At 50.2% G+C, this 3,100-nt stretch carries 2 protein-coding genes; one reads left to right on the top strand and one right to left on the bottom strand.

Going from position 1 to position 3,100, the window contains the following annotated elements:
* Nucleotides 1-100: 100 nt before the first annotated feature.
* Nucleotides 101-1,684: a DUF1565 domain-containing protein gene (locus tag NG833_RS30190; RefSeq protein ID WP_254568955.1), complete on the bottom strand. Its 1,584-nt coding sequence runs from the start codon at nt 1,682-1,684 to the stop codon at nt 101-103.
* 611 nt (nt 1,685-2,295) lie between these two features.
* Here NG833_RS30190 and NG833_RS30185 point away from each other — a divergent pair.
* Nucleotides 2,296-2,850, top strand: a complete 555-nt coding sequence (locus tag NG833_RS30185; protein WP_254568954.1) for an alpha/beta hydrolase — start codon at nt 2,296-2,298, stop codon at nt 2,848-2,850.
* The last annotated feature ends 250 nt before the right edge of the window (nt 2,851-3,100 follow it).

The following is a 3,100-nucleotide window of genomic DNA, read 5'->3' as shown; positions in this document are numbered from 1 at the left end:
GCTTCGGGAAGCGCCCGTGGAGGCGCTTCCCGAAGCGCCCCTACAATTCGTTTTAATAGACCGATTACAACCGGATTTGGTATAAGCCCTAATCCAGGAATTAAGGAGCCATCACCAAATAAGGAGAGGCGATCGCTTCGGCTTGACCCGCATTGACTAAAGCTTGGTAAACAAAAGCCGCTACCTCAGCGCGGGTAGCCTCTTGACTCGGATTGAGGCGATCGCGAATCGGATAATTCACCACCAACCCCTGTTCCGTCGCCCCGGCGATCGCTGTCTGCGCCCAATCCGGAATCCCACTCCTATCCGAATACACCGATAACACCCCCATATTCTCCGAACGCAATCCTAACCCACTGGCGAGGGCCACCAGCACCTGAACCCGAGGAATCTGCTGTTCCGGGCGGAACTGATTTCCCGGATATCCCGTTAAAAACCCACCCCGACAAGCGGTTTGAATCGCCTCAAAGCCCCAGAAATTACTCCGAACATCCGTAAACGCCGAACAAGCCTGATTTGACCGTGCAGTAAACGCTTTATTGACGATCGCCGCAAACTGAGCACGGGTCACCCGCTCATTCGGACGAAATGTCCCATCATTAAATCCCGCAATCACCCCTTTCGCCGCCAACGCTTCAATATAAGGTTGTGCCCAGTGACCCCCAATATCCCGAAATCCCGCAGCTACCGTTGCCGCCACAAACTCCACCAACCCAGAGATCCGACTGGCATCAATATCATTCCCCACCGCCAGAATCGTATTGTTGCGGGTGGCATTATAAAGGTCATAGCGGGTGTTACTGCGGATGTAATTTTTGCCCTCAGATTCAGCAGTCCCTAAATCCGGCAAGGCATCCCCGATCGCCACAATCCCATCCCGTTCATTATTCTCAATCACGTTATTGCGAAAGATGGGTTTCGCCGAATTGGACACCACCACCCCATCAATATTTTGCAGAATTCGGTTATCCACAATCATTGGGGCTGATGAATCCCCGATCGCCAAGCCGAAACCTGTGTTCTGAAAGATATTTCCCCGAACTTCCCCTTGCGCCGATCGCGCAATGGAAATCCCATTCCCATCGTTTTCCGTGAACACGCTATTTTCAATCAAGGGCGTGGAAGTCCCCGTGACAAAAATGCCCTCGCGCAGATTACTGGTAAAGGTACTATTGCGAACCGTTGCTGCTCCCGATTCGATCCAGATGCCGGTTCCTCGGGTGTTGGGGTTAGTTACCGCTACCCCGGCGATCGTGCTATCGGTGGCCGGGACAATTGCCACATTTTGAACCGCAAAGGTGGGACTGCTAAAGCTACCCCCGCCAATAATCCGCACGTTCTGCCCTTTCTGGGATTCATCCCCGCGCAGAATAACCCCCGGGGGGAGGGTCAAAGGGAAAGTTTCGGTATCCTTGGTGTAACTTCCAGGGGCCAACTGAATCACAGTGCCAGGGGTGGCTTGGGAGAGGGCGTAAGTAATACTCTGATAGGCGGATGCTTCACTGCTGCCTGCATCGGGGCGATCGCTTCCTAAAACCGGATTAACATAGATAACTCTAGCGTTTGCCGGAATTTGGGCTGTTTGTATTCCCGAGGATAGTGGCATTCGGGGGACTGAATTGGCCCAGGATCCTGGAAGAGCCACTGTTCCCGCCCCCAAAACTAGGGCGGTTACTAGGGTCATACGCAATCCGGTTTTCAAAGGTCTATAAAAACCCGCACCCTGAAGGGTGGGGCTATACGGACAAAGCCCGCCTGCGCGGGCTAAGAGAGAAAACCGACTTTTTGCAACCGGATTTGGGATCAGGCTAAATCTCCGGGTCAGGGTCCCCTGACCCAAACTCGCCCGTTGTAACCTCAAAAAAGAAAGTTGCTTGCTCATTTGCTGATGGGTCCTACTCTGATAAAACATCAAACTTGTTAGACTTAGGGTAACCCCACAGGCGCTTACATTAACGCAGTTGGGATAAAATTAAATCCCGAGGAGGTCGGTACAGTAGAGGGAAGACCAACCCCCCTTTTTTGACAAGATTTAGGCGGGCTTTGCCACAAAGAAAGGGCCAAAAACCCGGTTTCTTGTCCCGGTTATCCCATCCTGTCTGGACGATCTCCATGAGACTTAATTATGATTCAATCAACTCGTTCATTTCTCTTGTTTTCCGGGAAATTTCACTAGGTGTTCCAGTAAGTTCCGAGTATTTTTAGGGGATGAAAACTCAAGGGTGATTTTCTGGTTACAGTAAGCAACTTTTGCTTGGAATTCCTCGTCTTCAGCCCATAAAATCATTGATTAAAATGGTAAAAATGCGCCTATCTCTGTTGTCTGTTTTGCGTCGGATTATCCAGGCTGGAACTCTGGGGATTGCTCTGTTGGGAGTTGGGGAAGGAATGCTTTCCCCAAACAGTGCGACTGCGGCTGAAGAAGTTATTCTAAAGTATGGACCTATGCGATCGCCTGTCTCTGTGGCGGACTTATCTAGGTTTGCTGAGACGGGAGATCTGTCTTTCTCGTTGCGATCGTATATAGGATTATCGAGTCAAAACCCTGATGAGGTTCGGAATCATTTAAACCGCTCTATTTCCGTGAGTCCAAGATTTTTGGATCGGGCGCTTAATAATCGTCTGGGTAAGCGGGTATTAGATGAAATGGGGGATATGATTCAGACACCTTCGGGGCAGTTGAGTGGTCAAGCCCTGCGTGCTTCTTTGGTTCTCTCCGCAGCGGAAGATGGGCAGATTAGCGTGGTGGAATTGATTGAAAATTACCCCGCACAGACTGTAGAAGTAGATGTCCAGAGTTTAATTCGAGTTTATAACAAGCTGAATTTTTTGGAAAAATTACCGTTTTAAAGGGGAGGAATAAAGGTGATTGGGGCTGAAGAAACCTGACTCTAATTTTAATACGGAATCCGGTTATCAAAGGTCTATAAAAACCCGCACCCTCAAGGGTGGGGCTACACGGACAAAGCCCGCCTGCGCGGGCTAAAACCAAAAACCGACTTTTATCAACCGGATTTGGTATTAATACGGAATCCGGTTGTCAAAGGTCTATAAAAACCCGCACCCTCAAGGGTGGAGGCTCACAGGACAAAGCCCGCCT

This window comes from Oscillatoria sp. HE19RPO (genome assembly GCF_024220515.1).
Taxonomy (GTDB): Bacteria; Cyanobacteriota; Cyanobacteriia; order Cyanobacteriales; family Laspinemataceae; genus Laspinema.
This window is presented reverse-complemented; position numbering and strand designations above follow the sequence as displayed.

What these genes read in the sequence shown, in the direction of transcription:
- NG833_RS30185 (WP_254568954.1), top strand. Translation starts at nt 2,296, where the DNA reads ATGGTAAAAATGCGCCTATCTCTGTTGTCTGTTTTGCGTCGGATTATC.
- NG833_RS30190 (WP_254568955.1), bottom strand. Translation starts at nt 1,684, where the DNA reads ATGACCCTAGTAACCGCCCTAGTTTTGGGGGCGGGAACAGTGGCTCTT.